This is a genomic window from Streptomyces sp. NPDC047081 (assembly GCF_040643775.1).
Classification (GTDB): Bacteria; Actinomycetota; Actinomycetes; order Streptomycetales; family Streptomycetaceae; genus Streptomyces.
Genome location: NZ_JBEYUY010000035.1, coordinates 68855 through 94350, shown reverse-complemented (window position 1 = coordinate 94350; position 25496 = coordinate 68855). Strand labels below are relative to the sequence as shown.

The window sequence follows — 25496 nt, the reverse complement described above, 5'->3', positions numbered from 1 at the left end:
CCCCACCCCCGCGTGTCTTGCGTGCTCCGCTCTCCTAATCATCCACCCCGCTCGCCCCCCCCCCGCCGGGGGGGGGGGGGGGGGGGGCCGCCGCCCCCCCCCCCCCCCCCCCCCCCCCCCCCCCCGCGGTGCTTGCCGGGCCTCTTTGCGGAGAGGGCCCGCCGCGATCCGGGGGGAACGCGGCGCGGTCACGGGGGACACGCGCGGACATGGGGGACACGTGGGGGGAGACCACACATGACAGTGCTCGGGAACGGGCCCGCGACGCTCTACGACACCGGGCCGGTGCCCGGACCCGGCGGCTGGCCGGTGACCTACGCGCAGGTCGCCACCGGCAGCCTGCCGGTCGTCGAGCCGTCGCTGGTGCCGCGGCTGAGCGCGGGGCTCAAGCTGCACGGTGAATACCAGGGCTCGGGCTTCACCGAGCCCAAGTACATCGCCCGCCGGGGGGACGGGCAGGTCGTGCAGCTGTCCCGGCTGCTGTATCTCGTGGCGTCGAGCATCGACGGCGTCCGGGACGTCGAGACCATCGCCTACCGCGTCAGCGCGCGGTTCGGCCGGGAGGTCAGCGGCGACAACATCCGCTACCTGGTGGAGAAGAAGCTCCAGCCGCTCGGGGTGACGGTCCCCGAGGGGCAGGAGAGCGACGAGGTCGACGCCCCGCGTTCCGACCTGCTGCTCGCCCTCAAGGGGCACCGGGTCATCTTCAACGAGAAGCGCACGGCACGGATCGCGAAGACGTTCAGCTGGCTGCACCGGCCGGTCGTGGTCGCGTCCGTGCTGCTCGGCGCGGTGGCCATGGACGTCTGGCTGTTCGGGTTCTTCGGGGCGATCGAGCCGGTCCTCCAGGTGCTCGACCAGCCGGTGCTGATCCTGATCGTCTTCGGGCTCACCGTGGCCTCGCTCGTCTTCCACGAGTTCGGCCACGCCTCCGCGTGCAGGTACGGCGGGGCCCGGCCGGGCTGCATCGGCTGCGGGCTGTTCCTGATCTGGCCGTCGATGTACACCGACGTCACCGACGTCTACCGGATCGGCCGGGGCGGGCGCATCCGCACCGACCTGGGCGGGGTGTACTTCAACGTCGTCTTCATGCTCGCCATGGCCGCGGCCTACTTCGCCACCGGCGCCCAGTTCTTCCTGGCCGCGGTCTACCTCGGGCACTTCGAGATCCTGGAGCAGCTGATGCCGGCCGTCCGGCTGGACGGCTACTACATCCTGGGCGACCTGGCGGGCGTGCCCGACCTGTACGGCAAGATCAAGCCGATCCTGCTCGCGCTGGTGCCGGGTGCGAAGGGGAAGGCGGCCCGCAAGGAGGTGGCCGGCCTCAAGAAGTCGGCGCGGCGCATCGTCGCCACGTGGGTGCTGACCATGGTGCCGCTGCTGGCCGGGGAACTGGGCTACGCCCTGTGGAACCTGCCGCGGATCCTCACCACCATGACCCGCTCGCTGACCGAGCAACTCGTCGGCACCTGGTGGGCGTTCACGGAGGGGCAGATCGTCGCCGGGCTCGTCGGGGTGATCGGCAGCATCATGCTGATGTGCCCGATGGCGGGCGTCGTGTACCTCTCGGTGAAGATGAGCGGCCGACTCTTCCGCGCCGCGAAACGCACCACGTCCGGCCGCCCGAAACTGCGGATCGCCCTCTGCGCGCTCGCCCTGGCCGGCCTGACCGGTCTCAGCTACGCGTGGGTGTCCGGAATGACCCCGCAGCCCCTGCCGAAGCAGCCGCCCATCGCGCCGATCCTGCAACCGGGGGTGTCGACCGAGGCCCCCGGCCCACAGGACGCCACGCAGGTCGGCGACGGCTCCTCGCAGGACCCGTCCGCCCCTGGCACCGCCTCCGCCTCGCCGTCGGCGTCCCCTGGCGCCTCCGGACCGTCCGACGGTCCTTCGGACAAGGCCTCGGGGAGTACGTCCGCCTCGGCCTCCGCGCCTGCGTCCGCACCGGAGTCGTCCCACCCGACCGACGGCACGACCAAGCCGGCCTCCCAGGGCCCGTCGGACGGTCCGACCTCCTCGTCCGGCACCGGAGGCGACCCGACCGACACCCCAACCTCCCCGACACCCTCGGAGAGCGCCCCGGCATCCCCCTCCGACGTGCCCTCATCACCGCCGGCCAGCCAGTCGCCGGGGGCGTCCTGAGGGGGCGGCGGGGTCGGCCGGCGGCGCCCCAAGGCGGCCGACAAGCCGGCCGGCGGGCTCCTGAGGGCGGACCGAACGGCGGTCGGGAGCCACCTGGCCACCAGCCGGCCGGTGGTCGGGAGCCACCTGACCACCAGCCAGCCGGTCACCGGGGGCCTGTTGAGAAGGACGGCGCGTTCCGTCTGCCGGTCCGGGGCGGACGTCCCCGGCTGGCTGAGGGGATGAGGCGCCGGCGCATCGGCGGTCCGCGTCGGCGGCACCGGCCAGCCGCGCCAGCGCACCGGTCGGCCATGCCGGACGCACCGGGGCACCAGCCGGCCGCGCCGGACACACCGGCCAACCACGCCGGGCGTCCCCCCGTCGGCGCACTTCAGGTGTCGTACCCCCGGCACCCGGCACTGCGCCCCCGCCATCCGCCACCCGGTAACCGAATCCAGACCCACCACCAAGGAGCTCCGTTGAGCAGTCATCGAAAACCACGAGCAGCCCACAATCCGCTGACCCGGCGTGCCCTCGGGCTCGGGCTGTTCGCCGCCGGTGTCGCCGGGGCGGCGACCGCCGTGCCGGCCCAGGCCGCGACCGGGCACGCCGCCTTCGCCTCGGACCATGTCTTCAGCCACGCCGACCGGCTGCACCACACCCAGGCCAAGGACTCGTTCACGATCCGGCAGTTCGGCACGGTGAACGCCGCCTCGGCCCGCAACCAGGCCAACGCGGTCTCCACGGGCTGCACGGCCGACGACGCCTGCCGCTCGGTCGCGCTGTCCTTCCAGATCGTGACGATCGCCGGTGAGCACACGCACCTGAACGCGGTGAACCTCAGCGACGCCGTCAACAAGGAGTGCACGGGCTGTCAGACCCTCGCCGGGGCCTACCAGTTCGTGGTCTCCACCCCCAGGCCGCTGACCCTCGACGCCACCGCCAAGCGGCACCTCGCGGACGTCCACCGCAGGCTGGACGCGCTCAGCCGCTCCAAGCTGCCCGCCGCCGACCTCAGGACGAAGGTCGACGCCCTGGCCGCCGAGGTCACCGGCATCCTGCACGACGCCGCCGCGAAGGCCCCCAAGGGCGAGGACAAGCCGGACGTCGCGGTGCACCGGCACATGGACGGCTGGCCCCCGGCCAAGTGACCAAGTGACCGCACCGGTGGCCGGCCGCCGCACCCGTCTCCCACGGGCCCGCGGCCGGCCACCGGGCCATTGACACGGAGTGGAGCCGGGCGCAGACTCACCACCGGAAGTAGTTGGTGAAGTAAATTTCACTGGACGAACAAAGGATGCGAGATGCGCACCACCGTCGGCATCATCGGCGCCGGCCCCGCCGGCCTCCTCCTCGCCCGGCTGCTGCACAACGCCGGCATCGACTCGGTCGTCCTCGAAAGCCGCGACCGCGCCTACGTCGAGCAGCGCCAGCGCGCCGGGATCCTGGAGCAGGGCACGGTGGACGTGCTGCGCGCGGCCGGCGCCGGCGAGCGCATGGACCGCGAGGGCCTCCGGCACGACGGCATCGAGCTGCGGTACGAGAGGAAGAGGCACCGCGTCGACTTCCCCGCCCTCACCGGCGGCCGGTCCGTGATGGTGTACGCGCAGACCGAGGTCTGCAAGGACCTCATCGCCCTCCAGTTGAAGGAGGGCGGCCCGTTGCTGTTCGAGGCCGAGGCGCTGGCCGTCGAGGGCGCCGACACCGACAGCCCGAGCATCCGGTTCCGGCACGAGGGCCGCGAGCAGACCCTCACCTGCGACCACGTCGTCGGCTGCGACGGCTTCTGGGGCGTCGCCCGCAAGGCGATCCCCGCCGAACTGACCCGCGTCTTCGAGCGGACGTACCCCTTCGGCTGGCTCGGCATCCTCGCCGACGTGCCGCCCTCGCACGACGAGCTGGTCTACGCCCGCCACGAGCGCGGCTTCGCCCTCCTCTCCATGCGCTCCCCGTCCGTCTCCCGCCTCTACCTCCAGGTCCCCGAGGGCACGGACGCCGAGTCCTGGAGCGACGAGGAGATCTGGGACGAGCTGGAGCGGCGCTTCGAGACCGAGGACGGGTGGCGGCTGGAGCGCGGGCCGATCACGCAGAAGTCGGTGACGCCCATGCGGTCCTACGTCCACGAGCCCATGCGCCACGGCCGGCTGTACCTGGCCGGCGACGCCGCGCACATCGTCCCGCCGACCGGCGCGAAGGGGCTCAATCTGGCCGTCGGGGACGTCGTCACCTTCGCGAAGGCACTGACGTACAAGAAGGACACCGGATCGGACGAGCTGCTCGACGCCTACTCCGCGACCTGCCTGCGCCGCGTCTGGCAGGCCGAGCGGTTCTCGTACGACATGACGACGATGCTGCACCCGGCGCCCGAGGCGACCCCCTTCGACGCGCGGCTCCAGCTCGCCCGCCTCGACCGGATCGCGACCTCCCGCGCGGCCGAGACCGATCTCGCCGAGGGATACACGGGCTTCGCGTTCGATTGAGGGGCCGTGGTGAGGGGAATCACCGGCCCGCGTAGCGTGTTGCGCAGCACGACGAGGGAAAGATCCTCCCCAAGCACTAGGGTCAATCCTTTGCCTACCTATTACTCTTGAGCCAAGGCCGCGACGTGTGGCCATGGAGGAGTGAAATGAGGAGCAGAAACCCGGTCTTCTCGCGACGGGGGTTCAGCCGCGACAACGGCTACGCGGGCTTCAACACCGCGCCGCAGGCCGGGGGTCCCGCTGTCGGAACGCAGGCCAACCCGTACGCGGGCGGCAATCCCTACGCGAACAACCCGTACGCGCAGCAGGGCCTCCAGCAGGGCGCCCCGCCGCAGGCCCCGGCCACCACCGGCCGGATGACCATGGACGACGTCGTCCTGCGCACGGCCTCCACGCTCGGCACCCTGGTCGTCACGGCCGCGCTCGCCTGGGCGCTGCTGCCGGTCGACGACGCCAACATCAACCGGTCCTACGGCATCGCCGTCGTCGCCGCGCTGATCGGCATGGTCCTGGCGTTCGTCCAGTCCTTCAAGCGCACGGCCACGCCGGCGCTGATCCTGTCGTACGCCGCGTTCGAGGGCGTCTTCCTGGGCGTCCTGTCCAGCATCGTCGACAACCGCATCGCGAGCGGCGCGGCCATGCAGGCCGTGCTCGGCACGATGGCGGTCTTCGCCGGTGTCCTGGTCGCCTACAAGGCGGGCTGGATCCGGGTCAACCGCCGCTTCTACGGCTTCGTGATGGCGGCCGCGCTCGGCTTCATCCTGCTGATGGTCGTGAACATGCTGTTCGCGGTCTTCGGCGGCGGTGACGGCCTCGGCTTCCGCAGCGGCCCGCTCGGCATCTTCTTCGGCGTCGTCGGCATCATCCTCGGCGCCTGCTTCCTCGCCCTGGACTTCAAGCAGGTCGAGGACGGCATCGCCTACGGCGCGCCGAAGCAGGAGGCGTGGCTGGCGGCCTTCGGCCTCACGCTGACGCTGGTGTGGATCTACCTGGAGTTCCTGCGGATCATCGCGATCCTCAACAGCAACGACTAGCGGTCCAGCCGCTGTCGCGAAGGGCCCCGGGCACGCGGCGGTAGCCGCATATGGGTACAGCTCACCCGGGGCCCTTCGGCATGTCTTGGTGCGCGCTAGAGCAGTTTGCGCGCGGCCCTCCTCAGGTCGTATTCGTGGACGATCGCCTTCGCGTGGCCGTACGCGAGGTTGTGCTCGTGGCGGAGCCAGCTGACCTTTTCCTCGAAGCGGAAGAGGGCGGGGCCTTCTTCGACGGTGCGCAGCCAGTCGGCGACTTCACGACCGGTGCAGTGGGGAATGCGGGCGAGCATGTTGCGGTGGGTCTCCTCGGAGAGGACGTGGGACATCGGCGCCTCCAGCGAAAAGGGGATGTAAGCCGGTCCTTCAGGTCACGGTGCCTGAGCGTTCGCCTGTTGGCAACAGTCCTGCGGCGCCGCGTACGCTCGTTCTGTGGTTGATACGACGCCCTTGACGCGAGCCGTGGATCACTTCGCCGACCGTCTGCGCGCCGCGCCGCAGAGCCGATTGCAACGGGGCGGGGCCTCCGAGGCTCTTGAGCTGGCCAGGGAGTTGTCCCGCCGGGCCCAGCTGCTGGAGGAGCCCGCGGCGGAGCCCAGGGTCATGCCGGACGCGGGGATGTTCGCGGCGGCCGACCAAATCACCGTCGCCGCACACGACTTGGCCCTCGTACTCGATGACGAGGGCCAGTTGGAACAAGCGGTCGCGCTGGTGGCGGAGGCCCAGCAGCGGGCCGGGGTGTGACTACAGGGACGCTATGACCCGGTCGGCCAGGATGTACACGTTCTCCTCGCCGCACTCGAACGTCAGCGTGTACGCGCCCGAGATGCCCGAGCCGCCCAGCAGGACCGGGGTTTCGCCCGCGCGGAGGGCCGCCGAGAGGCGTTCCGCCGTTTCGCGGTGGCCCGGGGTCATGCACAGGGTCGTGCCGTCGGCGAAGACGTAGACGTCCAGGGTGCCCAGCGGGCCCGGGCGGACGTCGGCCAGTTCGACGCGGGACGCGGCGAGTTCCTCAAGCGTGGCCACCGTGCGCTCATGGTCGCCCACGGCCGGTGACTGGACCGGTACGAAGTCCGGGTGGGAGGGGTGCCGGCGGCGGGCCGCGGCCAGTTCGGGGGAGTCCCCGGCGAACTCGTCGGCGTCGGCGCCCGTCTCGGTCACCGGCTCCAGCGGCTCCAGGCCCACGAAATCGCTCTGCCGGGGCAGGAACAGCTCACTGTCGGGCAGGCCCAGCAGGGACGGCGCGTCGGAGGCGTCACGGGCCTCCTGGGCGGCCCAGAAGGCGCGCGCCTCGGCCAGTTCGCGCTCGCGCTCCTCGGCGAGGGCCTCGGCCACCGCGGCGCGTATCTCGTCGGCCTCGGCGGCGGGGCGGGCGGCCGGCACGAGAGCGTGCGGGACGTGCTGTGCGGCGAGCTGGGTGTGCAGGGCGGCGACCTCACGACGCAGCACCATGAGGGTGCGCAGGACGGCGAGGCCCACGGCGCCCGTGGCGGCCGTGATGACCAGCAAGGCGATCGGCATGGCGCTCACTGACGTACTCCCGGTTCAAAGTCGACCCCCGACTTCCTACATCAGCTTGAAGGGCGGACTAACCAGCTGTCAGTGCGTAACGTCACGAATCGGGCAGGACTTTGGGCCCGGGGTTTAGTGGTGGTGCGGCACTGACCTGCATGGATCCCTTCGCTAAGGGAGATAGGTCACATCCTGGGGGAGATTGGATCACAAAACGGCCCGGAGTCCGGAAGCTTCCCGGACTCCGGGCCAGAGGCTCACGGTTGGTGCCTCGGTGGTTACGGAACGCGTCAGCTGAGGCGCTCGATGACCATCGCCATGCCCTGGCCGCCGCCGACGCACATCGTCTCCAGACCGAACTGCTTGTCGTGGAACTGGAGGGAGTTGATGAGCGTGCCGGTGATGCGGGCGCCGGTCATGCCGAAGGGGTGGCCGACGGCGATGGCGCCGCCGTTCACGTTCAGCTTCTCCAGCGGGATGTTCAGGTCGCGGTAGGAGGGGATCACCTGGGCGGCGAACGCCTCGTTGATCTCGACCAGGTCGATGTCGTCGATGGTGAGGCCGGCCAGGCGCAGGGCGCGCTGCGAGGCCTCCACCGGGCCGAGGCCCATGATCTCGGGGGAGAGGCCCGAGACGCCGGTCGAGACGATGCGGGCGAGCGGGGTCAGGCCCAGCTCGCGGGCCTTGGTGTCGCTCATGATGACGACCGCGGCCGCGCCGTCGTTCAGCGGGCAGCAGTTGCCGGCGGTGACCAGGCCGTCGGGGCGGAAGACGGGCTTGAGGCCTGCGACGCCCTCCAGGGTGACGCCGGCTCGGGGGCCGTCGTCCTTGGAGACGACCGTGCCGTCGGGCAGTGTCACCGGGGTGATCTCGCGCTCCCAGAAGCCGTTCTTGATGGCCTCTTCGGCGAGGTTCTGCGAGCGGACGCCGAACTCGTCCATGTCCTGGCGGGTGACGCCCTTGATCCGGGCGAGGTTCTCGGCGGTCTGGCCCATCGCGATGTAGGGGTCGGGGACCAGGCCGTCCTCGCGCGGGTCGTGCCAGCTGGTGCCCTCCTGCTGGGCGACCTCGGCGGTACGGGCCTCGGCCTCGGCGAACAGCGGGTTGTGCGTGTCCGGGAGGCTGTCGGAGTTGCCCTTCACGTACCGGGAGACCATCTCGACGCCGGCCGAGATGAAGACGTCGCCCTCGCCGGCCTTGATGGCGTGCAGGGCCATGCGGCTCGTCTGCAGCGACGAGGAACAGTAACGGGTGATGGTGCAGCCGGGCAGGTGGTCCATGCCCATCTGCACGGCGACGATCCGGCCGAGGTTGTTGCCCTGCTCGCCGCCGGGCAGACCACAGCCGAGGTGCAGGTCGTCGATGTCGCGCGGGTCCAGCTCGGGGACCTTGGCGAGGGCGGCCTGGATGATCGTGGCGGTGAGGTCGTCCGGGCGCAGATCCTTGAGGGAGCCCTTGAAGGCGCGGCCGATGGGGGAGCGGGCGGTCGAGACGATCACTGCTTCGGGCATCACGGCTCCATTGGCGTACGGGGGTGTTCTGCTAGGCAGGGCTGTCTGGGAAGTTACCCGTACGTATGGCCAGGGTCACGTGGGTGGCGGTGTGACCCTGGCCGCAGTTTTCTAAGCGCTTGCTTTTTTCGTTGTCCGGCCGGCCCCGCTCACGGAGTGCGCTGGGTGGAGGGGACCGCGGCAGGATGCGGCTCGGGTTCCTGCACCCGGCGCCGCTTCCTCCGCTTGAGCAGCGCCCAGGGCCCGCGCGGACCGGTCGGCATCGCCGCCGCGACCTCCGTACCGGCCTCCGAGGCCGCCTCCGCCGCCGCCCGCGCCACCGGCAGGAAGCCCTCGCGCCGGGACGCGTCCGGCCGCTCCTCCTCCGCCGGCCACAGCGCCAGGGCCGCGCAGACCGTCGGCAGCACCGCCATCGCCGCCGTCGCGTACCCCTCCGCGGAGGGGTGGTAGTTGTCGGGCCCGAACAGCTCGCGCGGGTTCGCCTCGAACTCCGGGCCCAGCAGATCGCCCAGCGACACCGTCCGGCCGCCCTGCTCGACCGTGCCGATCGTCTGGGCCGCCGCCAGCTGCCGGGAGGCCCGGCGGGCCAGCCAGCGCAGGGGCTGCCCGACCTGCTCCACCGTGCCCAGGTCGGGACACGTGCCGACCACCACCTCCGCGCCGGCCGTGCGCAGCCGCCGTACCGCCGCCGAGAGATGGCGGACCGAGCGGGTGGCCGGCATGCGGTGGGTGACGTCGTTCGCGCCGATCATGATCACGCAGACGTCCGGCACCCGGGCGGGGTCGGCCAGGACCAGGGCCACCTGGCGGTCCAGGTCGTCGGACGTGGCCCCCGGGAGGGCCACGTTGTGGAGTTCCACCGGCCGCTCGGCCACCGCCGACAGGCCCGAGGCCAGCAGCGCGCCCGGCGTCTGGCCGGCCCGGTGCACGCCCTGGCCCGCGGCCGTGGAGTCGCCGAGCATCGTCAGGCGCAGGGGAGGTTCGTCAGGGACGGTGTACGTGGTGCCGTACCGGCCGTCCGCCACCGGGACCCGGCCGCTGCTGCCGTTGCCCACATGGCGCTTGGCCAGTTGCGCCTCGGCCAGCAGCAGACCGACGGCGGCCGCACCGGCCAGCCCGATCCCGCCGCCCCCGTATGCCGCACCGGCCGCGATCCGCCGGGCCACCCGTGCCCTCGACATCCTCGTCATGCGCCGCCGCCACCTCCTCGTTGCCGTACATCCACTCCTTGCCCCGTACAGACCGTCCACCAATCTCAACGTGGAGTGAACGAACCGCGCGGGCCGTAGGCTGGCGGAACCACTACGACCACTTCTTTTGCAGCATCCGGAGACAACGGTGCAATTCCACGACTCGATGATCAGTCTCGTCGGCAACACCCCGCTGGTGAGGCTCAACAGCGTGACCAAGGGCATCAAGGCGACCGTCCTGGCCAAGGTCGAGTACTTCAACCCGGGCGGCTCGGTGAAGGACCGCATCGCCCTGCGCATGATCGAGGCGGCGGAGGAGAGCGGCGCGCTCAAGCCCGGCGGCACGATCGTCGAGCCGACCAGCGGCAACACCGGCGTGGGGCTCGCCATCGTGGCGCAGCAGAAGGGGTACAAGTGCATCTTCGTGTGCCCCGACAAGGTGAGCACCGACAAGATCAACGTGCTGCGGGCGTACGGCGCCGAGGTGGTCGTGTGCCCCACCGCCGTGGACCCCGAGCACCCGGACTCGTACTACAACGTCTCCGACCGGCTGGTCCGTGAGACGCCGGGCGCGTGGAAGCCCGACCAGTACTCCAACCCCAACAACCCGCTCTCCCACTACCACTCGACCGGCCCCGAGCTGTGGGAGCAGACGGAGGGGCGCATCACCCACTTCGTCGCGGGCGTCGGCACCGGCGGCACGATCTCCGGCACCGGCCGCTATCTGAAGGACGCGAGCGACGGCAAGGTCCAGGTGGTCGGCGCCGACCCCGAGGGCTCGGTCTACTCCGGCGGCTCCGGACGGCCGTACCTGGTCGAGGGCGTCGGCGAGGACTTCTGGCCGACCGCCTACGACCGCACGGTCGCCGACGAGATCGTCGCCGTCTCCGACAAGGACTCCTTCCAGATGACCCGCCGCCTCGCCAAGGAGGAGGGCCTCCTGGTGGGCGGCTCCTGCGGCATGGCGGTCGTGGCGGCGCTGCGGGTCGCGGAGCGGCTCGACGAGAACGGCGTGGTCGTCGTACTCCTCCCGGACAGCGGGCGCGGCTACCTCTCCAAGATCTTCAACGACGAGTGGATGGCCGACTACGGCTTCCTGGAGGACGAGGGCCCGAGCGCCCGCGTCGGTGACGTCCTGAGCGACAAGGAGCACGGCGCCATCCCCTCCCTCGTCCACATGCACCCGGACGAGACCGTCGGCGAGGCGATCGAGGTGCTGCGGGAGTACGGCGTCTCGCAGATGCCGATCGTGAAGCCGGGCGCCGGCCACCCCGACGTGATGGCCGCCGAGGTCGTCGGCTCGGTCGTCGAACGCGAGCTGCTCGACGCCCTGTTCGCCAAGCGGGCCTCCCTGGAGGACCCGCTGGAGAAGCACATGTCGCCCCCGCTGCCCCAGGTCGGCTCCGGCGAGCCGGTCGGCGACCTGATGTCCGTGCTCGGCGCGGCGGACGCGGCGATCGTCCTGGTCGAGGGCAAGCCCACCGGCGTGATCAGCCGCCAGGACCTGCTGGCGTTCCTCGCCAAGGGCGGTAAGTGACGGCAAACGTCCGGTGAACCGCCCGTGGCCGCGTCGAACTTGCGGTGATCATCTGGGTTCGTGACTTCGCGGAAGTGGTACGAGCGCGTCACGTCCACGCAGCACCCGCTTAACACGGGTCCGGCACATTAGTGGATGTCGGCAGGGCGGGAGCGGCTCCCCGCCCGAGCCGGCACCGAACGTCCAAGGACCTCCGGAGCGGCTCCCGGACCTCCATGGACGCCGGACGCGAGACCCGGCCCTGACCCGGTCAGCGTCCCTCGCGGGGACCGCCGTCGTCCCGCCCCCCGGTAACGGGGGTGCGGCGGTCCCCGCGCACAATCTTTCTCACGCGCCCGTGGAGGCCCAACTCCCCAGCAGCGCAAGCCTCTCCGCGGTCTCCGAACCCCGCTCCGGTGTGTACACGAGCAGCGTCTGGTCGCCCTCGCCCGGGACCGCCAGGCTTTCGTAAGGGAGCGTCAGCAGGCCCGCCACGGGATGGCGGAGGCGTTTGACGCCGTACGCGCACTCCTTGACCTGGTGGTCGGCCCACAGACGGCGGAACTCCTCGCTCTTGAGGGAGAGCTCGCCGAACAGCGAGGTCAGTTCACGGTCGTCCTGGTGGTGGCCGGCCAGGACGCGCAGGTGGGCCACGTTCTGCGCGGCCACCGCCTGCCACTCCGGGTAGAGGTCGCGGGCGGCGGGGTCGAGGAAGACGTGCCGCGGCATGCTGCGGGCCCTGGCCGCCTTGCCGCCGAAGCCGAAGACCGCGTCGGCCAGGGCGTTCCAGGCCAGGACGGTCATCCGGCGGTCCATCACCACGGCCGGCGTGCGCTCCATGCTGTCCAGCAGCGCCTGGATGCCCGGCCGGACGCGTGGCGTCGCGGGGCGCTCGCCCTGCCGGCGGGGGCGGGCCACCGCGTGCAGATAGGCGTGCTCGGTCTCGTCGAGGCGCAGCACCCGCGCGATGGCGTCGAGCACGGCGTCCGACACGCTCGGGCCGCGCCCCTGCTCAAGCCGGATGTAGTAGTCCACGCTCACGCCCGCGAGCTGCGCCACTTCCTCGCGGCGCAGGCCTGGTACGCGGCGGCGGCCGTGCGAGGCCAGCCCCACCTCCTCCGGCTGGATGCGGGCGCGGCGCGAGCGCAGGAAGTCTCCGAGATCCCCGTCCATGAGTTCGATCGTAGGGGAGCGGCGGGATTCCAACCTGGTTCTGCCAGACCCAGGAAAAGCTCATCCCTGGGTAGGCCGCGCCGGGCGGCGCAGGGTGGTGGACGTCGCCGGGAGACACCGGGCGACTTCACCACCGAGGAGCACTCATGTCGTACGAGAACCTGGCCGGCCGTACCGCCGTCGTCACCGGAGCCGCGAGCGGCATCGGCGAGGCCGTCGCCGTCGCGCTGGCCGCGCAGGGCGCGAAGGTCGCGCTGCTGGCGCGGCGGGCGGAGCGGCTGGAGGCCGTCGTCGGGAAGATCCGGGCGGACGGCGGGCAGGCACTGGCCGTGGTCGCCGACGTGACCGACGGGGCCTCCGTGGACGCCGCCGTGGAGCGGATCCACGAGGCGTACGGGAGCGTCGACCTGGTCGTCAACAACGCCGGCGTCATGCTGCCGAACCCGATCGAGGACGCCCGCGTCGACGAGTGGCAGCGGATGATCGACACCAATGTCACCGGCGTCCTGCGTGTCATCGGCGCCTTCGCCAAGGACCTGACGGACGCGGCAGCCCAGGGGCGCAGCGCGGACCTGGTGAACGTCTCGTCCATCGGCGCGCACGTCACCGGCTTCACCAACTACGCCGTGTACGGGGCGACGAAGGCCGCGGTCACCCACCTCTCGGCGCTGCTGCGGGGCGAGTTCGGGCCGCGCGACGTGCGGGTCACCAACATCGAGCCGGGGTTGACGGAGAGCGAGCTCGCCTCGCATATCGACAACGACGGTCTGCGTGAGCAGGTCGGCGGGATGGTCGAGGCGATGGGCACACTCGCGGCCGGGGACCTCGCCGACCTCGTCGCCTACGTCACCAGCCGCCCCCGGCACGTCAACCTGCGGCAGATCGTGGCGCTGCCGACCCGGCAGTCGTGAGGGCCGGGTGACGGCCGCAGGAGGCCCCGGAAGCCCCGGGAGGTCACTCCTCCCAGCGGTCGCCGTCCTTGGCCTGGCGGCGGTGGTGGCGGCCGGTGAAGAGGTTCGGGTTGGCGCGCACCGCCTGGAAGGCGTTGACGCCGACGATGCCGGCCCAGGTGACGAACAGTCCGGGCAGGTGGGCGATGCCGCCGCCGATCGCGGACAGCGGGATCGCCAGGACCAGCGTCACGATGCCGAAGCCGAAGCGCTCGCTCCAGGAGTCGGTGGCCTTCGGCGCCCGCGAACCCCGGGCCACCACCATCTGCTGCTCGGCCATCTGCCGCCGCACCCGCCGCTCGACCGCGCCGTCGATGCGCGCGTCGACCTTCTCCAGGAACGAGTCGACCAGCGCGGACTCGTACTCCTCACCCAGCTCCCTGCGGGCCTGCAGGGTGGCGTTGAGTTCCTTCTTGAGCTCGGCGTCCCGCGCGTCCATCGTCGTCTCCGTCCCCATCGTCATGAAACACCACGTTAGGGAGCCGGAGCGCCCGCCGCACTGGGGATAGCCCCCCTGTCGGGGAGGGGGTTGGCCGGGAGCGGGAGGACGCCCAGGGACTCGAGTACCCGGCGGTGGCCGTGGTCGACGCCGGTGATGCGGACCTCGATGCCGCGGTCGCGCAGGTCGCCGACCGCGTCCTTCAGCGCCAGCGCGCCCGTCGCGTCCACCGCGGTCAGGCCGGACAGCCGCAGGTCGACGCGGGAGACGCCGTTGATGCCGGCGAGGGTGCTGCGGATGCGGTGCGCGGCGGCGAAAAGTAGTGGGCCCGTACAGTGATATGTCACATTGCACAGGCCCGGCAGCTCGTCCGACGCCGCCCGCGTCAGCCGCGCCCCCCGCACCGCAGCCCGCAGCGCCAGCAGCACCGACACGCCCAGCCCGATCAGCACCGCCCGCACCAGATCCAGGGCGAGCGTCGAGGCCGCGGTGAGGACCAGCACCAACGCGTCCCCGCGGGTCGCCCGCGCCATGGCCCGTACCGCATCCGTCTCCACCATCCGCACGGCCGTCGCGAGCAGTACGCCGGCCAGGGCCGCCAGCGGGATACGGCCCACCAGCGGGGCGGCCAGCGCCACGATCCCGGCGAGGATCACGGCGTGCGCGAGGGCGGCCAGGCGGGAGGAGGCGCCGGTGCGGACGTTGACCGCGGTGCGGGCGATCGCGCCCGTCGCCGGGACGCCGCCGAAGAGCGGGGCCGCGAGGTTGGCGATGCCCTGGCCGAAGAGTTCCTTGCCGGGGTCGTGGCGCTCACCGGGGCGCATCGCGTCGGCGACCGAAGCGGACAGGAGGGATTCGAGGGCCGCGAGGGCGGCCACCGCGGCGGCCGGCGCGAGGAGCGAGGGGACGCGGGAGACGTCCAGGAAGGCGAGGGACGGTGCCGGGAGCGAGGCCGGGAGCTCGCCGATGCGGGTGACGTGGAGGTGCAGCGCCTCGGCCACGGCGGTCGCGGCGGCGACGGCGGCCAGGGAGAAGGGGACCGTCGGCTTCCAGCGCGCGCCGGCCAGCATCAGCGCGGCCGACCCGAGGGCGAGCAGCAGGGCGGGCCACTGCGGAGCGGCCCCGAACTCCTCCACCGCCCGCGCCGCCACGACGGCCACCTGTTCGCCGTGCGGGAGCGGCACGCCGAGCGCGTTCGGCACCTGCTGGAGGGCGATCACGCAGGCGATGCCGATGGTGAAACCGGCGATCACCGGCGCGGGCACGTACGCCATGGCGGCGCCCGCCCGGGCGAAGGCGAGCGCCAGCAGCATCACGCCGGCGAGCAGACCGACCGTCAGCACCCCGTCGGCGCCGTAACGGTGGACGATCGGGACGAGGACCACGGTCATCGCGCCCGTGGGCCCGCTGACCTGGCGTGCGCTGCCGCCGAACAACGCGGCGAGCGACCCGGCGACGATCGCGGTGGCCAGGCCGGCGGCGGCCCCGAGCCCGGAGGTCACCCCGAAGCCGAGGGCGAGGGGGAGCGCCACGACGGCGACGGTCAGGCCGCACAGGAGGTCGCGGCGAGGGTTGCGGGTCATGGAGCGCAGGTCGGCGGCGGAGGGCAGGACGGAGAGGGCACGCGTGAGGTTCATGGGGGGTTTCTCGAAGTCTGCTTCTGAAAGTGCGCTTCTGGGTGGGGGGAGTTCAGGGCTCAGGGCTCAGGGCAGCAAGGAGACGATCCCCGTGTCGAGGTCGAACCTCGCCGCCGTGACGTGCGCCGACGTGAAGGACGGGTCCGCGCGGATCGCGTCCCGGACCCAGGCCGTGTGGGCCCGCATGGTGTGTTCGGCCCAGTCGCCGGGGAGGGCGTGGGTGCGGCGGGCGGCCGGGGCGATCTCGTCGACCAGGAGTTCCAGGTGGCCGGGGACGGGCGCGCCGGTGCGCAGATGGTCGAGGGTCGCCGCCACCGCGCCGCAGCGCTCGTGGCCGAGGACCAGCACCAGTCGTACGCCGAGCTCCTCGACGCCGTACTGGATGGAGCCGAGCACCGCCTCGTCCAGGACCTGGCCGGCCGTCCTTATGCACAGCAGGTCGCCGAGGCCCTGGTCGAAGACCAGCTCCGGCGGGACGCGCGAGTCGATGCAGCCGACGACCACGGCGAAGGGGTGCTGGGCGGTGGCCAGGGTGTGGCGGCGGCGGAGTTCCTCGTCGGGGTGGCGGGAGTGGCCGGTGGCGTAGCGGCGGTTGCCGGCGAGCAGTTCGGCCAGGGCGGCGCGGGCGGTGGCCGGGGGGTGGGGGCGGCTGTCGGCCGCCGCCGGGGAAGGGGCGGCGGCCAGCGCGGCGGCGGCCGTGGCCGTCAGAAAGGCCCTGCGGTTCGAGGCCATGACGCTTCTCTCAGGTGTGGAGCCGGTGACGCCCCATCACCGTATGCACCTGATCGCTCACCCTGAGTGCCCGTTTAACGACACTTGGGTGATTCGTATTCAGATCATCGACCGTGCGATACCGCTTCTTGATCAGCTCAGCCCGTGCTTCTTGGCGTAGTCGTTCGCCACGTCCTCCGGGTCCTTCTTGTCCTTGTCGACCAGGCGGTTGAGCTCGGTCAGCTGGGCGGTGGTGAGCACGTTGCCGATCCTGGCGAGGGCCTTGCGGACCTTGTCGTCGGCCACGCGGTCGGCGATCAGCGGAACGATGTGCTGACTGGGGATCAGGTTCTTCGGGTCGGTCAGCACCACCCAGTCGTTGGCGGCGATGTCGGTGTCGGTGGTGAAGAGGTTCGCCACGTCCACGTCGCCCTTCTTCAGGGCGCCCTTGACCAGCGGCCCGTCGGAGTCGAGCGACTTGAACTCCTTGAACTCGACGCCGTACACCTCCTTGAGCCCGATCTCGCCCACCCGGCGCTTCTTCACCTCGGGCGCCGCGCCGATGACGAGCTTGCCGTTCTGCTTGGCGAGGTCGGCGAGCGTGGTCAGGCCGTACTTCCTCGCGGTCTCGCGGGTGACGACGAAGCAGTCGGAGTCGGCGGCCTGGCCGTACGGCAGCACCTGGAGGCCGCTGGGCATGGCCAGCGTGAGGGCGTTCTGCATGGTGCCCGGCTCGGCGGAATCGTCCTTCGGGGCGAGGTAGTTGAGGAGGGCGCCCTGGTACTCGGGCAGCAGGTCGATGTCGCCCGCCTTGAGGGCGGGGATGACGATCTCGCGGGTGCCGAGGTTCGGCCGGACCTTGACCTTCACGCCGGCCTTCTGGAGGACGGCCGCGTACAGGTAGCCGAGCACCTGGTTCTCGGTGAAGTTGGCGGTGCCGATGGTGACGCCGCCCTTGCTGGAGCCGCCGCCACCGGACGAACTGCCCTGGCTGTCCAGGGAGGTGATGCCGCTCGCGCAGGCGGAGAGGGCGGGGACGGAGGCCGCGGCGAAGAGGCCGCCGAGGAGAGTGCGTCGGTTCATCGGAGAATCCCTAGGCGGTGCGGTGGCGGAAGAGGAAGCGCTGGAGGCCGGACAGCAGCAGATCGAGGGCTACGGCGACCACGGCGACCAGCACCGCGCCGCCCAGCACCTGCACGAGATCGCGCTGGGCGAGGCCGTCGAAGACGTAGCGGCCGAGACCGCCGAAGGAGACGTACGCGGCGATCGTGGCCGTGGCGACGACCTGGATGAGAGCCAGGCGCAGGCCCGTCATGATCAGGGGGAGCGCGAGCGGCAACTCGACCTGGAACAGCACCTGGTGGCCGCGCATGCCCTGGCCGCGGGCGGCGTCGCGGACCTCGGGGTCGACGGCCGTCATGCCGGCGTACGTGTTGGTGACGATCGCCGGGACCGCGAGGGCGACCAGGGCGACGTACACCGGAAGCATCGACAGGCCGCCGGCCAGGAAGACGAGCACGACCAGGCCGACGGTCGGCAGCGCGCGCCCGAAGGACGCGAGGTTGATGGCGATGAAGGCGCCCTTGCCGGTGTGGCCGATCAGCAGGCCGAGCGGGAGGCCGATCGCGGCCGCGATGAGGGTGGCGAGCAGCGAGTACTGGAGGTGCTCGGCCAGGCGGTGGGCGATGCCGTCCGAGCCGGACCAGTTGGCGCCGGTGGTCAGCCAGGTGCCGAGGTTCTTGAGGAGTTCGTACATGTCAGGCTCGCCTCCGCCGCCACGGGGTCAGGACGTACTGCACGGCCACCAGCAGCGCGTCCGCGACCACCGCGAGCAGGATCGTCAGGACCACGCCGGCGATCACCGGGGTCGGGAAGTTGCGCTGGAAGCCGTCGGTGAAGAGCTGGCCGAGGCCGCCGTCGCCGATGTAGGTCGCGACGGACACCAGGGAGATCGACATGACCGTGGCGATGCGGACGCCCGCCATGATCACGGGGAGCGCGAGCGGGAACTCGACGGTGAGCAGCGTGCGCAGGGGGCGCGTGCCCATCGCCTTCGCCGCCTCCTTGGTCTTCGCCGGGACCGAGTCCAGGCCCTCGACGGTGTTCCGCAGCAGCACGACCAGCGTGTAGACGGTCAGGCCGATGACCGTGGTGGTGCGGGTCAGGCCGCTGACCGGCAGCAGGAGGACGAAGATCGCGATCGACGGGATCGTGAAGAGCACGTTCGAGAGGCCGAGCAGGAAGCCGCGCAGGGGGCGGATCCGGTGGGCGATCACCGCGAGCGGGAGCGAGATCAGGACGCCGAAGAAGACGGCGGTCATGGCCGCCTGGAGATGCGAGAGCGTGAGGCTGGTGAGGTCGTCGGTGTGGTCGCCTATCCACGACCAGTCGATGGTCACGCGGCCACCCGCGCTTCCGAGTGCGCCTGGCCGGCGTGCCGGTGGATGTCGTCGCGGGAGGTGACGCCGGTGAGCACACCGGCGGCGTCGACGCGGGCGACCAGGCCGGTGGGGGAGGCGATGGACTCGTCGAGTGCGGCGAGCAGGGAGTCGCCGTCCCTGAGCGGTCGTACGGGTATCTCGGCGCCGTCCTTCGAGGCCCAGTGCAGGGGCTTGTTCGCCGCGTCGAGTGCGAGGGTCCAGGCCTCGCCCTCCGGCGCGGGGCCCTGCGGGACCTCGGCGAGGGTCTTCAGCGAGAGCAGCTTGAGGCCGCGCTCGGCGCCGAGGAAGTCGGCCACGAAGTCGTCGGCCGGGCGGGCCAGGAGCTCGGACGGGGAGGCGCACTGGACGAGGTGGCCGCCGGTGCGGAAGATCGCGATCTGGTCGCCCAGGCGTACGGCCTCGTCGACGTCGTGCGTGACGAAGACGATGGTCTTGCTCAACTCCTTCTGCAGGCGCAGCAGTTCGTCCTGGAGCTGGGTGCGGACCACCGGGTCCACGGCGCCGAAGGGCTCGTCCATGAGCAGCACCGGCGGGTCGGCGGCGAGGGCGCGCGCGACACCGACGCGCTGCTGCTGGCCGCCGGAGAGCTGGTGCGGGTAGCGCTTGCCGGCGTCGGGGGCGAGGCCCACGGTCTCCAGGAGCTCGGCCGCGCGGGCCCTCGCCCTGCGGCGGCCGTGCCCGAGGAGCAGCGGCACGGTGGCGACGTTGTCCAGCACCGTGCGGTGCGGGAACAGGCCCGCCTGCTGGATGACGTAACCGATGGAACGGCGCAGCTCGGCGGCGTCCTGCCGCGTCACGTCCTTGCCTCCGACGCGGATGGTGCCCGAGGTCGGCTCCACCATCCGGTTGATCATCCTGAGGGTGGTCGTCTTGCCGCAACCGGAGGATCCGACGAGGACGGTCACCCCGCCCTCCGGCATCCGGAGGGTGAGGTCGTGGACTGCTGTCGTGCCGTTGGGGAAGCGCTTGTGGACCGCATCGAACTGGATCATGAGTTGTCCCTTGCCCGGCTGTATAACGTCATGCAGAGTTCTTGGTATCTGAATAGCTTGTCAACGGTTCGGTGTTAATCCGAGGTAACGGATGACCACAGAGCAAGATCTAATGTCCGTATTTAGGAGGGTTTGGGCTTGATGTCGTCTCGGATTGTGGACACGCCTGATTCCGTCCACACGGGGCTCGTCGTCCTCGACGGGATCGGTCTCGGTGTCGCGGACGTCGTGCGGCTCGCCGACGGGAGTGCGCGGCCGGTGCCGGGCACCGACGCGATGAAGCGGGTGACCGAGTCCTGGGACGCGGCCCGGCAGATCGCCGCGACCGGACGCGTCTACGGCCGCTCGACCGGCGTCGGCGCCAACCGGAACGAGCCGGTGCCCACCGAGGCGGCCGCCGAACACGGCCTGCGGCTGCTGCGCAGCCACGCCGGCGCGATCGGCGACGAGCTGCCGGCCCGGCAGGTACGGGCGATGCTCGCCGTGCGCGCCAACCAGCTGCTGGCGGGCGGCGCGGGCCTCAGGCCGACCGTGGTGACCGCCCTGTGCGAGGCGCTGGAGAGCGGGGCGTACCCGGTCGTCAACGAGTTCGGCTCGGTCGGGACGGGGGACATCGCGGCGCTGGCCCAGGTGGGGCTGGCGTTGGCCGGGGAGCACCCCTGGCGGAAGGGCGAGGGATCCGGTGGGCACGGCCTGGGCGGCTCGGGCGTGGCCGGCGCCCCCGAGCCCCAGCCCCTCGACAACAACGACGCGCTCGCCTTCATCAGCTCCAACGCCCTCACCCTCGGCCAGTCCGCGCTCGCCCTGCACGAGCTGCGCGGTCTCGTGGAGGCCACCCAGGTCGTCGGGGCCTTGTCCCTGCTCGCCGTGGACGGGTCCCACGAGGCGTACGCCGCCCCTGTGCACGCCGCCCGGCCGCACCGAGGCAGCGCCAGGGTCGCCCGCCGGATGCGGGAGCTGCTCGGCGCCGCCGACCGGCCCACCCCGCCGCTCGGCCGGATCCAGGACCCGTACGGCTTCCGCTGTCTGCCCCAGATCCACGGCCCGGCGCACGACGCCGCCGACGCCCTGGAGGAGGTGCTGGCCATGGAGATCAACGCGGCCAGCGAGAACCCCCTGATCTCCCCCGAGGACATGGCCGCCTACCACCACGGCGGCTTCTACCAGGCCGGACTCGCCCTCGCCCTCGACCACTTCAGGCTCTCGCTCACCCAGGTGGCCCGCCTGTCCACCTCCCGCCTGTCCACCCTCAACGAGCCCGCCTTCACCCGCCTGCGCCCCTTCCTCGCCGACCCCGAGCCCGCCTCCTCCGGTGTGATGATCATGGAGTACGCCGCCGCGGCCGCCCTCGGGGATCTGCGCGCGTTCTCGGCTCCCGCCTCGCTCGGGCACGCTGTACTCTCCCGGGGCGTCGAGGAACAGGCCAGCTTCGCCTCGCTCGCCGCACGTCAGACACTGCGCGCCTGTCGCGCGTACCGTCTCGTCGTCGGCTGCGAACTCGTCGCGGCCGTAAGGGCGCTGCGCCAGCGTGACCTCAGGCCCGATCCGGAACTCCCGGTGGGCCGGGCGCTGGAGCTCGCCGAGTCGGTGCTCGACGAGGAACAGGCCGACCGGCCGCTCACGGAGGACGTGGCCAAGGCGGCCGTACTCCTGGACCGGTTCACGGACATCTGGAGGGGGAGCGAGTGATGGGCGCGGAGAGGGGCGGCGACGTGGACGCGGGTTCCGGTGCGGAGGCGGGTGTGAGCGGAGGCCCGGCGGTGGGTCCCGGGGTGATCGACACCCCGGCCGCACGGCTGCAGGCGCTGTTCGAGGGGCATCGGCTGACGCCCACCCAGCGGCGGATCGCGCACAGCATGGTGCGGCGGGCCTCCGACGTGCCCTTCCTGTCCAGTGTGGAACTGGCCGAGCTGGCCGGGGTCAGCCAGCCCTCGGTGACCCGCTTCGCCGTCGCCCTCGGCTTCGACGGCTACCCGGCGCTGCGCAAGCACCTGCGCGAGGTCGCGCCCGCCGAGCAGTCGGCCGAGGCGGGCTCCTACAACGAGTACCAGCAGGCCGTCGAGGCCGAGATCGAGAACCTCCGGCACCTCGCCGAACTGCTCGCCGACCCGCGGCCGCTGCAGAAGGCGGGCCGGCTGCTGGCCGCCTCCCGCCCGCTGCCCGTCCTCGGCCTGCGCGCCGCCGCCTCCCAGGCCTACGGCTTCTCGTACTTCGCCGCCAAGGTCCACCCGGACGTCCGTCTCCTCAACGAGGGCGGCACGATGATCCACGACCGCATCGAGGCCGCCGTGCTCGCGGGCGCCACCGCCCTGCTGTGCTTCGCGCTGCCCCGGCACCCGCGCGAGGTGGTGGACACGCTCGCCTTCGCCAAGGAGGCCGGCCTGACGGTCGTCACCGTCGCCGACTCCGCCTTCGCGCCGGTCGCCAAGGTCTCCGACCTGCTGCTGCCCGCCGCCGTCGGCACCGGGCTCGCCTTCGACACGGCCTGCGCGCCGATGCTGCTCGGCCGGGTGCTGCTGGAGGCGATGTGCGACGACCTGCCGGACGCGCAGGCCCGCCTGGAGGAGTTCGACGCGCGGGCGGCGGCGCGGGGGCTGTTCGTGGAGTAGGCGGGTGTTTTCAGATCCCTCTCACGTTGTCCGGTTAGCGTGCGTCTCACGGATGCCGTACAGACGTGAGACGGGAGGACGGACGTGGCACGCGGAGAGGGCAGGGCCCAGGGGCTGGCTCGGGTGGCCGTCGTCGTACGGGCCGGAGCCGCACCTCTGTGGTGGGCCGGGGTGTTCGCGGCCGGGGTCGGGGTGCTGGTGCCCGGCGTCACGGGCCGGCGGATCGGCGTCATGGCCGGCGCCGCTCTGTTCATCGTCGCGGTGGCCGTGGTGGCGTACACCCGCCGCAAGCGTTACACCGACCTCGCGCGCTCGGCCGCCCGCGCCGGCAAGCATGACGTGCTGCAGGACCGTGCGGTCACTGTGCGCAACTGGCGGCGCGGACACCGCTGGTGGCTGCTGCTCGCGTTCGTGGTGGCGCTCGGCGCCTCCTTCGCCGTACCGGCCGCGGGCGGGATGCTGCTCGCCGGGGCGGGTACCGGGCTGCGGTTGAAGGCGGCCTGGCTCGGGCGGCGGGAGCGGGCCCAGGACGCGCTGCTGTGGGTGCGGGTCGACTGGCTCGCCGGCAACGGCGGCCGCCCGGCCGGCAAGGCGGTCAAGGCGTACCGCAGCACGGGCATCGCGGCGGGCGACGCGGCCCCGGGTGGCACGCGACGCCGCACCGCGGCGCTCGTCTAGCGATGCTCGTTCAGCGGTGCGCGCCCGTCACACCTCCAGGTCCTCCTCGATCTTCTTCAGCTGGTGGCGGGCCATGGCCAGGTTCGACCGCTTGGCGTCCAGCACCAGGTAGATGAACAGGCCGTTGCCGCCGCGGCCGCTGATCAGACGGATCAGGTGGTACTGGTCGGAGAGCGTGATCAGGATGTCCTCGATCTGGCCCTTGAGGCCGAGGTGCTCCATGGTGCGCATCTTGGCCCGCACCACGTCGGTGTTGCCGGCCGCGGCCACGCTCAGGTCGAAGCCCTTGCTGCCGCCCATCGTGCCGAGCGCCATGCCGCTGGTGTAGTCGACGAGCGCGACGCCGGTCGCGCCCTCGATCGACGCGAGCGCCTCTTTCAACGAGGTTTCGGTGTTCGCCATGACTGTGCTGTTCCTCTCAACTTTCCGTGGTGGTGCGCGCGTTGGTGGTCGTGGTGCGTGGTGCGCGCGGGGTTCTGGTCCGAGCGGTGGTGGTCTTCGCGGCGGCCTTGGTCTCCGGCTTGGCCGCCCTGGCCGGCTTCGGGGATGGCGTACGGCTGTCGACGAGTTCGGCGACACGGGCGGCCGCGCGGCGCCCCTCCAGCAGGAGCCGGCCGAGGTTCACCCGGTCCTGGGCGAGCAGGGTCAGTACGGCGGTGCTGCTGCCGGCCGCGAAGGTCGCGACGTAGCCGTACATCCCGCGCACCAGCAGTTCGCGGAACTCGCCCTGGCCGGTCGCGTCCGCCAGCTTCGCCGCGGTGCCGTGCGCGGTCTCGGTGAGCGTGGCCATGGCCTGCGGGTCGACGCCGGGGGTGTCCTGGGCGAGGATCGCGCCGTCGACGCCGGTGGTGAGGGCGCCGGTGAGCTGGGGGACGCGTGCCCTCAGCCGGCGGAGCTCGTCGAGGATGTCGGGGTCGGCAGCCATCCGGGGTCTCCTCTCAAAGGGCCTCCAGCGCATCTCTGAGCCTCTTCAGCAGCGTGATGTGGGGATCGGCCGGAATCTCTCCGGTGGGGCCTGAGGTCTCGTCGCCGAGCGAGGGCCCGGTGGCCGTGCCCACCCGTTCCGGTACGCGGAACGGCTGCTCACTGCCTGGCTGCGGCGGCCGACGGAGGCCGTCGGGCGGCTCTCCGCGGGTCGGGGGGCCGGGCCGGCCGTGCGGCGGGGGGCCGGGTTCGCCGTGGGGCGGGACGCCGGTGGGGGCCGCGTGGCCCGGGATGCCGAAGGGGGCGCCGGGGATCGGCAGGCCGGTGGGCTCCGGGAGGGTGTGTGGATCGGCCGGTCCTCCGCGAGTGGGCAGGGCGGCCGGCACTGTGCGGGAGGGCGGCTCGGCGTGCGTCGGCAGGACCGGGGCCAGCACCCCCGCCGCCGCCAGTCTGCGTACGTCCACCAGCGTGTGGAACGTCAGGTGGCCCAGGCGGCGGGCTATGTCCGTCGCCGTGCGGGTGCCGTCCACCTCGGCCAGTACCTGTCGCTGGCGGTGGGTGAGAGTGGGGGCCGCCGGGAGGTCCGTGCGCACGAGCGGGGTGTCGTCGGTGGCCGGGCTGGGCCAGATGCGGTGCAGGAGGTCGCGGCGGCGAAGGGTCTCGCGTTCCAGGGCGGCCACGGGCACGGGGGTGAGGACGCCGGGGCCCGGTGCGGTGCCGTACCGGAAGCGGCCCGGCGTGCTGCTGGGGGCCAGCGCGAAGTACGCGGCGTCGTACAGGGCCGTCAGATGGCACAGCTCCAGCGCGCCGAGCGCGAGCCGCCCGGTGTCGACGAGCTGCCGTCCGGCCCGGTGCCGGTCGCCCGCCGCGGTGAGCGCCTCCTGCCAGGCCTGCGCGGTGAGCACCCCGCGCGCCGTGAGCAGCGCGTCCAGGCCGGTCGCGAACGGGCTCTCGGCGAGCACCACCTGCCCGTCGGCGAGGTGCAGCGTGCCGCGCTCGCGCATCAGGACCCCGGTGGCCCGCTCGGCGGCCAGCCGGGTCAGCATCGGCGAGACCCCGCCCCAGCCCCGCTCGGCGGCGGCCGCCTTGTCGCGCACCGGCAGCCGCGGGGGCTCGGCCGTACGGAGAACCGTCATGCCAGCACCAGCCGTTCGGCCATCTCGCCGAGCCGGATGCGGGCCAGCGCGAGGTTCCCCTCGGTGCGGGCCAGCCACAGGTGCAGGAACACGCTGCCGTCGAAGGACGCCCCCACGAACCGCAGCACGTGATAGCTGTCCCGGTTGCTGACGATGAGGTCCTCGACCGGCGGATCCGCGTCGGCCGCCACCCCCGCCTCGGGGTCGTCGTCCGGCGCGAAGGCGTGCTGCTCGGCGGCCAGCCGCGCGATCTCGGCGGCCTCCACCGCGGCCGTCTCCTGGTCGCCGCCGGGGGACTCGCCCACGGTGCCCAGGGCAAGTCCGCTCGTCCAGTCGATCAGCGCGGCGCCGCGGGCACCGGGCAGTCGCATGGCTTCCAGCAGACACTCGTCGATTCCGGGCACCGTGGTTCCCCTCCCGCCTGGGGTTCGGCTGAGTGACGCCG

The 25496-nt window shown here is 72.2% G+C and carries 26 protein-coding genes; 10 read left to right on the top strand and 16 right to left on the bottom strand.

Annotation, left to right across the window (positions count from 1 at the left end; translation table 11 throughout):
* The first annotated feature begins 237 nt into the window (after nucleotides 1-237).
* The 4 genes from ABZ848_RS42470 (at nucleotide 238) to ABZ848_RS42455 (ending at nucleotide 5635) form a co-directional block, all read left to right on the top strand.
* A complete protein-coding gene (locus ABZ848_RS42470; protein WP_360840764.1) occupies nucleotides 238-2142 on the top strand; it encodes a hypothetical protein in 1905 nt (634 codons plus the stop codon).
* Nucleotides 2143-2600: 458 nt separating this feature from the next.
* Nucleotides 2601-3272 (top strand): hypothetical protein, encoded by a 672-nt coding sequence (locus tag ABZ848_RS42465; protein WP_360840763.1) that lies wholly within the window; start codon nucleotides 2601-2603, stop codon nucleotides 3270-3272.
* A gap of 153 nt (nucleotides 3273-3425) precedes the next feature.
* On the top strand, nucleotides 3426-4601 hold the full coding sequence (locus ABZ848_RS42460) for a 4-hydroxybenzoate 3-monooxygenase (RefSeq protein WP_360840762.1): 1176 nt from the start codon (nucleotides 3426-3428) through the stop codon (nucleotides 4599-4601).
* Nucleotides 4602-4747: 146 nt separating this feature from the next.
* Nucleotides 4748-5635: a Bax inhibitor-1/YccA family protein gene (locus ABZ848_RS42455; protein WP_360840761.1), complete on the top strand. Its 888-nt coding sequence runs from the start codon at nucleotides 4748-4750 to the stop codon at nucleotides 5633-5635.
* Between the two features lie 95 nt (nucleotides 5636-5730).
* Here the strand turns inward: ABZ848_RS42455 and ABZ848_RS42450 are convergent, their stop codons facing one another.
* Nucleotides 5731-5961, bottom strand: coding sequence for a DUF4287 domain-containing protein (locus ABZ848_RS42450; RefSeq protein WP_242765788.1), 231 nt, complete (start codon nucleotides 5959-5961; stop codon nucleotides 5731-5733).
* A 103-nt stretch (nucleotides 5962-6064) separates the two neighbouring features.
* On the opposite strand from ABZ848_RS42450, the gene ABZ848_RS42445 reads away from it, so the two are divergent.
* Nucleotides 6065-6376, top strand: a complete 312-nt coding sequence (locus ABZ848_RS42445; protein WP_360840760.1) for a hypothetical protein — start codon at nucleotides 6065-6067, stop codon at nucleotides 6374-6376.
* On the opposite strand, the gene ABZ848_RS42440 is transcribed toward ABZ848_RS42445, so the two are convergent.
* The 3 genes from ABZ848_RS42440 to ABZ848_RS42430 form a co-directional block, all read right to left on the bottom strand.
* On the bottom strand, nucleotides 6377-7162 hold the full coding sequence (locus ABZ848_RS42440) for a hypothetical protein (RefSeq protein ID WP_360840759.1): 786 nt from the start codon (nucleotides 7160-7162) through the stop codon (nucleotides 6377-6379). It abuts the gene before it with no gap.
* A gap of 272 nt (nucleotides 7163-7434) precedes the next feature.
* On the bottom strand, nucleotides 7435-8655 hold the full coding sequence (locus ABZ848_RS42435) for an acetyl-CoA C-acetyltransferase (protein WP_360840758.1): 1221 nt from the start codon (nucleotides 8653-8655) through the stop codon (nucleotides 7435-7437).
* 149 nt (nucleotides 8656-8804) lie between these two features.
* On the bottom strand, nucleotides 8805-9845 hold the full coding sequence (locus ABZ848_RS42430; protein WP_360840757.1) for an SGNH/GDSL hydrolase family protein: 1041 nt from the start codon (nucleotides 9843-9845) through the stop codon (nucleotides 8805-8807).
* Between the two features lie 148 nt (nucleotides 9846-9993).
* Here ABZ848_RS42430 and ABZ848_RS42425 point away from each other — a divergent pair, with 148 nt between their 5' ends.
* Nucleotides 9994-11382 carry a cystathionine beta-synthase gene (locus ABZ848_RS42425; RefSeq protein WP_360840756.1) on the top strand — a complete coding sequence of 463 codons (1389 nt, stop codon included), beginning with the start codon at nucleotides 9994-9996 and terminating at the stop codon, nucleotides 11380-11382.
* A 327-nt stretch (nucleotides 11383-11709) separates the two neighbouring features.
* On the opposite strand, the gene ABZ848_RS42420 is transcribed toward ABZ848_RS42425, so the two are convergent.
* On the bottom strand, nucleotides 11710-12534 hold the full coding sequence (locus ABZ848_RS42420) for a helix-turn-helix transcriptional regulator (protein WP_360840754.1): 825 nt from the start codon (nucleotides 12532-12534) through the stop codon (nucleotides 11710-11712).
* A gap of 146 nt (nucleotides 12535-12680) precedes the next feature.
* On the opposite strand from ABZ848_RS42420, the gene ABZ848_RS42415 reads away from it, so the two are divergent.
* Entirely contained in the window at nucleotides 12681-13445 is a 765-nt protein-coding gene (locus tag ABZ848_RS42415; protein WP_360840753.1) for an SDR family oxidoreductase, read from the top strand.
* A 43-nt stretch (nucleotides 13446-13488) separates the two neighbouring features.
* On the opposite strand, the gene ABZ848_RS42410 is transcribed toward ABZ848_RS42415, so the two are convergent.
* The 7 genes from ABZ848_RS42410 to ABZ848_RS42380 form a co-directional block, all read right to left on the bottom strand.
* Entirely contained in the window at nucleotides 13489-13923 is a 435-nt protein-coding gene (locus tag ABZ848_RS42410; RefSeq protein WP_242765897.1) for a hypothetical protein, read from the bottom strand.
* Nucleotides 13924-13958: 35 nt separating this feature from the next.
* Nucleotides 13959-15560, bottom strand: a complete 1602-nt coding sequence (locus tag ABZ848_RS42405; RefSeq protein ID WP_360840752.1) for a SulP family inorganic anion transporter — start codon at nucleotides 15558-15560, stop codon at nucleotides 13959-13961.
* Between the two features lie 66 nt (nucleotides 15561-15626).
* Nucleotides 15627-16292, bottom strand: a complete 666-nt coding sequence (locus ABZ848_RS42400; protein WP_360840751.1) for a carbonic anhydrase — start codon at nucleotides 16290-16292, stop codon at nucleotides 15627-15629.
* Between the two features lie 132 nt (nucleotides 16293-16424).
* Nucleotides 16425-17354, bottom strand: a complete 930-nt coding sequence (locus ABZ848_RS42395; protein WP_360840749.1) for an ABC transporter substrate-binding protein — start codon at nucleotides 17352-17354, stop codon at nucleotides 16425-16427.
* Between the two features lie 10 nt (nucleotides 17355-17364).
* Complete coding sequence (locus ABZ848_RS42390; protein WP_360840748.1) at nucleotides 17365-18027, bottom strand: ABC transporter permease; 663 nt, start codon at nucleotides 18025-18027, stop codon at nucleotides 17365-17367.
* 1 nt (nucleotide 18028) lies between these two features.
* A complete protein-coding gene (locus ABZ848_RS42385; RefSeq protein ID WP_360840746.1) occupies nucleotides 18029-18670 on the bottom strand; it encodes an ABC transporter permease in 642 nt (213 codons plus the stop codon).
* Nucleotides 18667-19704 (bottom strand): ATP-binding cassette domain-containing protein, encoded by a 1038-nt coding sequence (locus tag ABZ848_RS42380; RefSeq protein WP_360840744.1) that lies wholly within the window; start codon nucleotides 19702-19704, stop codon nucleotides 18667-18669. The genes ABZ848_RS42385 and ABZ848_RS42380 overlap by 4 nt, the downstream gene beginning before the upstream one ends.
* Nucleotides 19705-19845: 141 nt before the next feature.
* Here ABZ848_RS42380 and ABZ848_RS42375 point away from each other — a divergent pair, with 141 nt between their 5' ends.
* The 3 genes from ABZ848_RS42375 to ABZ848_RS42365 all read left to right on the top strand — a co-directional run bounded on the left by ABZ848_RS42375 (nucleotide 19846) and on the right by ABZ848_RS42365 (nucleotide 22991).
* Nucleotides 19846-21393, top strand: coding sequence for an aromatic amino acid ammonia-lyase (locus tag ABZ848_RS42375; protein ID WP_360840743.1), 1548 nt, complete (start codon nucleotides 19846-19848; stop codon nucleotides 21391-21393).
* Entirely contained in the window at nucleotides 21393-22313 is a 921-nt protein-coding gene (locus ABZ848_RS42370) for a MurR/RpiR family transcriptional regulator (RefSeq protein ID WP_360840742.1), read from the top strand. The genes ABZ848_RS42375 and ABZ848_RS42370 overlap by 1 nt, the downstream gene beginning before the upstream one ends.
* An 84-nt stretch (nucleotides 22314-22397) precedes the next feature.
* Nucleotides 22398-22991, top strand: coding sequence for a hypothetical protein (locus ABZ848_RS42365; protein ID WP_360840740.1), 594 nt, complete (start codon nucleotides 22398-22400; stop codon nucleotides 22989-22991).
* 27 nt (nucleotides 22992-23018) lie between these two features.
* Here ABZ848_RS42365 and ABZ848_RS42360 read toward each other — a convergent pair whose 3' ends face one another.
* Genes ABZ848_RS42360 through ABZ848_RS42345 form a run of 4 tightly spaced genes read right to left on the bottom strand, consistent with a single transcriptional unit; the run spans nucleotide 23019 to nucleotide 25455 of the window.
* Complete coding sequence (locus ABZ848_RS42360) at nucleotides 23019-23393, bottom strand: hypothetical protein (RefSeq protein ID WP_360840739.1); 375 nt, start codon at nucleotides 23391-23393, stop codon at nucleotides 23019-23021.
* A gap of 16 nt (nucleotides 23394-23409) precedes the next feature.
* Complete coding sequence (locus tag ABZ848_RS42355) at nucleotides 23410-23916, bottom strand: roadblock/LC7 domain-containing protein (protein ID WP_360840737.1); 507 nt, start codon at nucleotides 23914-23916, stop codon at nucleotides 23410-23412.
* 13 nt (nucleotides 23917-23929) lie between these two features.
* Nucleotides 23930-25051, bottom strand: coding sequence for a hypothetical protein (locus tag ABZ848_RS42350; RefSeq protein ID WP_360840736.1), 1122 nt, complete (start codon nucleotides 25049-25051; stop codon nucleotides 23930-23932).
* Nucleotides 25048-25455, bottom strand: a complete 408-nt coding sequence (locus ABZ848_RS42345) for a hypothetical protein (protein WP_360840734.1) — start codon at nucleotides 25453-25455, stop codon at nucleotides 25048-25050. Before ABZ848_RS42345 ends, ABZ848_RS42350 begins: the two co-directional genes overlap by 4 nt.
* Between the last annotated feature and the right edge of the window lie 41 nt (nucleotides 25456-25496).